Source organism: Cryobacterium adonitolivorans (assembly GCF_004402695.1).
Lineage (GTDB): Bacteria > Actinomycetota > Actinomycetes > Actinomycetales > Microbacteriaceae > Cryobacterium > Cryobacterium adonitolivorans.
This window is the reverse complement of the sequence record NZ_SOFL01000026.1, coordinates 1-5,249: the sequence shown is the minus strand read 5'-3', so window position 1 is coordinate 5,249 and position 5,249 is coordinate 1. Positions and strand designations below refer to the sequence as shown.

Annotated in this window: 2 rRNA genes; both read left to right on the top strand. The window is 53.4% G+C overall.

Annotation, left to right across the window (positions count from 1 at the left end):
• The first annotated feature begins 18 nt into the window (after nt 1-18).
• A 16S ribosomal RNA gene (locus E3O42_RS08125) occupies nt 19-1,541 on the top strand.
• A gap of 473 nt (nt 1,542-2,014) precedes the next feature.
• Nucleotides 2,015-5,142 (top strand): 23S ribosomal RNA (locus E3O42_RS08120).
• The 16S and 23S rRNA genes sit together here, the layout of an rRNA operon.
• The last annotated feature ends 107 nt before the right edge of the window (nt 5,143-5,249 follow it).

Here is a 5,249-nt window from a genome sequence, read left to right as displayed (position 1 = left end):
TGGTTAGTCAGCTAAACATTTACGGAGAGTTTGATCCTGGCTCAGGACGAACGCTGGCGGCGTGCTTAACACATGCAAGTCGAACGGTGACGGAGGAGCTTGCTTCTTCTGATCAGTGGCGAACGGGTGAGTAACACGTGAGTAACCTGCCCCAAACTCTGGGATAAGCACTGGAAACGGTGTCTAATACCGGATATGAGCTTCAGCCGCATGGCTAGGAGTTGGAAAGAATTTCGGTTTGGGATGGACTCGCGGCCTATCAGCTAGTTGGTGAGGTAATGGCTCACCAAGGCGACGACGGGTAGCCGGCCTGAGAGGGTGACCGGCCACACTGGGACTGAGACACGGCCCAGACTCCTACGGGAGGCAGCAGTGGGGAATATTGCACAATGGGCGCAAGCCTGATGCAGCAACGCCGCGTGAGGGACGACGGCCTTCGGGTTGTAAACCTCTTTTAGTAGGGAAGAAGCGAAAGTGACGGTACCTGCAGAAAAAGCACCGGCTAACTACGTGCCAGCAGCCGCGGTAATACGTAGGGTGCAAGCGTTGTCCGGAATTATTGGGCGTAAAGAGCTCGTAGGCGGTTTGTCGCGTCTGCTGTGAAAACCCGAGGCTCAACCTCGGGCCTGCAGTGGGTACGGGCAGACTAGAGTGCGGTAGGGGAGATTGGAATTCCTGGTGTAGCGGTGGAATGCGCAGATATCAGGAGGAACACCAATGGCGAAGGCAGATCTCTGGGCCGTAACTGACGCTGAGGAGCGAAAGCATGGGGAGCGAACAGGATTAGATACCCTGGTAGTCCATGCCGTAAACGTTGGGAACTAGATGTGGGGACCATTCCACGGTCTCCGTGTCGCAGCTAACGCATTAAGTTCCCCGCCTGGGGAGTACGGCCGCAAGGCTAAAACTCAAAGGAATTGACGGGGGCCCGCACAAGCGGCGGAGCATGCGGATTAATTCGATGCAACGCGAAGAACCTTACCAAGGCTTGACATATAGAGGAAACGGCTGGAAACAGTCGCCCCGCAAGGTCTCTATACAGGTGGTGCATGGTTGTCGTCAGCTCGTGTCGTGAGATGTTGGGTTAAGTCCCGCAACGAGCGCAACCCTCGTCCTATGTTGCCAGCACGTAATGGTGGGAACTCATGGGATACTGCCGGGGTCAACTCGGAGGAAGGTGGGGATGACGTCAAATCATCATGCCCCTTATGTCTTGGGCTTCACGCATGCTACAATGGCCGGTACAAAGGGCTGCAATACCGCAAGGTGGAGCGAATCCCAAAAAGCCGGTCTCAGTTCGGATTGAGGTCTGCAACTCGACCTCATGAAGTCGGAGTCGCTAGTAATCGCAGATCAGCAACGCTGCGGTGAATACGTTCCCGGGCCTTGTACACACCGCCCGTCAAGTCATGAAAGTCGGTAACACCCGAAGCCAGTGGCCAAACCCGCAAGGGATGGAGCTGTCGAAGGTGGGATCGGTGATTAGGACTAAGTCGTAACAAGGTAGCCGTACCGGAAGGTGCGGCTGGATCACCTCCTTTCTAAGGAGCACAGCAGTGCCGTCTGTATACAGCGGAGTAACACTGCCAAGTCATACGAAGACGAATGTTCTTCGATGGCGCTCATGGGTGGAACATTGACATTGATGCGCAGAGTTCAGTTCTGAACTAAGTACGCCAGCTGTTGTTTACAACGGTCGGTTGGAAAGGTTTGGTTCGAATGAAACGTATATGCACGCTGTTGGGTCCTGAGGGACCGGGACACGATTCACTTCGGTGGGGCGTGGACTTTTCCTCTGGACCTTTTTCGGTCAGCAGTCGAGCTTTCGTAAGAGAGCCGCTGGTCGTAAGGGGTACCGCCCGTACTTTGAGAACTACACAGTGGACGCGAGCATCTTAAATTTGAACCCTTCGGGGTCAAATTACAAAGATCAACACACTTACGAGTGTGTGATCATTGGTCAATTTCGGTCGCGAATTTATTCGCGGCACTTAATCGATTCAAACTCATGTGATTTCAAATTTTCAAGAGCAAACGGTGAATGCCTTGGCATGTAGAGCCGAAGAAGGACGTAGTAATCTGCGATAAGCCTCGGGGAGTTGATAAACGAACTGTGATCCGAGGATGTCCGAATGGGGAAACCCCGCCAGGCCCGCAAGGTGACCTGGTGACTCCCGCCTGAATATATAGGGCGGGTAGAGGGAACGTGGGGAAGTGAAACATCTCAGTACCCACAGGAAGAGAAAACAATAGTGATTCCGTTAGTAGTGGCGAGCGAACCCGGAAGAGGCTAAACCGATCATGTGTGATAGCCGGCAGGCGTTGCATGGTCGGGGTTGCGGGACTTTTCTGCTGATTCTGCCGAACAGTGAGGGTTAGAACGTTGTATAGACGAACAGGATTGAAAGCCTGGTCATAGAGGGTGCGAACCCCGTAGTCGAAATGCAGCAATCGCCCGAAGAGTATCCCAAGTAGCACGGGGCCCGAGAAATCCCGTGTGAATCTGTCAGGACCACCTGATAAGCCTAAATACTCCTACATGACCGATAGTGAACAAGTACCGTGAGGGAAAGGTGAAAAGTACCCCGGGAGGGGAGTGAAATAGTACCTGAAACCGTTTGCTTACAAACCGTTGGAGCCAGTCTGATTCTGGTGACAGCGTGCCTTTTGAAGAATGAGCCTGCGAGTTAGTGATATGTGGCGAGCTTAACCCGAGAGGGGAATGCGTAGCGAAAGCGAGTCTGAATAGGGCGATTCAGTCGCATGTCCTAGACCCGAAGCGAAGTGATCTATCCATGGCCAGGTTGAAGCGACGGTAAGACGTCGTGGAGGACCGAACCCACTTCAGTTGAAAATGGAGGGGATGAGCTGTGGATAGGGGTGAAAGGCCAATCAAACTTCGTGATAGCTGGTTCTCTCCGAAATGCATTTAGGTGCAGCGTTGCGTGTTTCTTGCCGGAGGTAGAGCTACTGGATAGCCGATGGGCCCTAAAAGGTTACTGACGTTAGCCAAACTCCGAATGCCGGTAAGTGAGAGCGCAGCAGTGAGACGGTGGGGGATAAGCTTCATCGTCGAGAGGGAAACAACCCAGACCACCATCTAAGGTCCCAAAGCGCGTGCTAAGTGGGAAAGGATGTGGAGTTGCATAGACAACCAGGAGGTTGGCTTAGAAGCAGCCACCCTTGAAAGAGTGCGTAATAGCTCACTGGTCAAGTGATTCCGCGCCGACAATGTAACGGGGCTCAAGCACGCCACCGAAGTTGTGGCATTGATATTTTTGGTAAGCCGCACCCTTGTGGTGTTGGTTCAGCCGTGTTGATGGGTAGGAGAGCGTCGTGTGGCCAGCGAAGCGGCGGTGTAAACCAGCCGTGGAGGCTACACGAGTGAGAATGCAGGCATGAGTAGCGAAAGACGGGTGAGAAACCCGTCCTCCGAAAGATCAAGGTTTCCAGGGCCAGGCTAATCCGCCCTGGGTAAGTCGGGACCTAAGGCGAGGCCGACAGGCGTAGTCGATGGACAACGGGTTTATATTCCCGTACTGATGAAAAACCGTCCAAGCTAATCCAGTAATGCTAAGCATCTGAATCCTCTAGATGGATCCCTTCGGGGTGAAGCGTGAGGCCTAGCGTGCGACCCTATGCTGGTGCGGTTAGCGTATTAACAGGTGTGACGCAGGAAGGTAGCTGAGCCGGGCGATGGTTGTCCCGGTCTAAGGATGTAGGGCGAACGATAGGCAAATCCGTCGTTCATTAAGCCTGAGACCCGATGGGTAGCCCGTGAGGGTGAAATCAGTGATCCTATGCTGCCAAGAAAAGCATCGACGCGAGGTTTTAGTCACCCGTACCCCAAACCGACTCAGGTGATCAGGTAGAGAATACTAAGGAGATCGAGAGAATCGTGGTTAAGGAACTCGGCAAAATGCCCCCGTAACTTCGGGAGAAGGGGGGCCTGAGGCGTGAAGGGATTTACTCCTGGAGCGTTCGAAGGCCGCAGAGACCAGTGGGAAGCGACTGTTTACTAAAAACACAGGTCCGTGCCAAGTCGCAAGACGATGTATACGGACTGACGCCTGCCCGGTGCTGGAAGGTTAAGAGGAACGGTTAGCCGCAAGGCGAAGCTGAGAATTTAAGCCCCAGTAAACGGCGGTGGTAACTATAACCATCCTAAGGTAGCGAAATTCCTTGTCGGGTAAGTTCCGACCTGCACGAATGGCGTAACGACTTCCCAGCTGTCTCAACCGCGAACTCGGCGAAATTGCATTACGAGTAAAGATGCTCGTTACGCGCAGCAGGACGGAAAGACCCCGTGACCTTTACTACAGCTTGGTATTGGTGTTCGGTGTGGCTTGTGTAGGATAGGTGGGAGACTGTGAAGCTTGGACGCTAGTTCAGGTGGAGTCATCGTTGAAATACCACTCTGGTCATATTGGATACCTAACTTCGAACCGTGATCCGGTTCAGGGACAGTGCCTGGTGGGTAGTTTAACTGGGGCGGTTGCCTCCTAAAAAGTAACGGAGGCGCCCAAAGGTTCCCTCAACCTGGTTGGCAATCAGGTGTCGAGTGTAAGTGCACAAGGGAGCTTGACTGTAAGACTGACAAGTCGAGCAGGGACGAAAGTCGGGACTAGTGATCCGGCAGTGGCTTGTGGAAGCGCTGTCGCTCAACGGATAAAAGGTACCTCGGGGATAACAGGCTGATCTTGCCCAAGAGTCCATATCGACGGCATGGTTTGGCACCTCGATGTCGGCTCGTCGCATCCTGGGGCTGGAGTAGGTCCCAAGGGTTGGGCTGTTCGCCCATTAAAGCGGTACGCGAGCTGGGTTTAGAACGTCGTGAGACAGTTCGGTCCCTATCCGCTGCGCGCGCAGGAAATTTGAGAAGATCTATCCCTAGTACGAGAGGACCGGGATGGACGAACCTCTGGTGTGTCAGTTGTTCCGCCAGGAGCACCGCTGATTAGCTACGTTCGGAACGGATAACCGCTGAAAGCATCTAAGCGGGAAGCCGGCTTCGAGATGAGATTTCCATCCCTTAGGGGGAGAGGCTCGCAGCTAGACTACTGCGTTGATAGGCCGGATGTGGAAGAGAGGACTAAAGACTCTTGGAGCTGACCGGTACTAATAAGCCGATAATTTGATAACACTCAGTTTGAATAAGCTGCTATGCGTCCACTATGTGGTTCTCGATGTACGGTCGAGAACAAACGCCCTCCACGGAGGGCTCTATAACTAAAAAATATAGGTTCGAA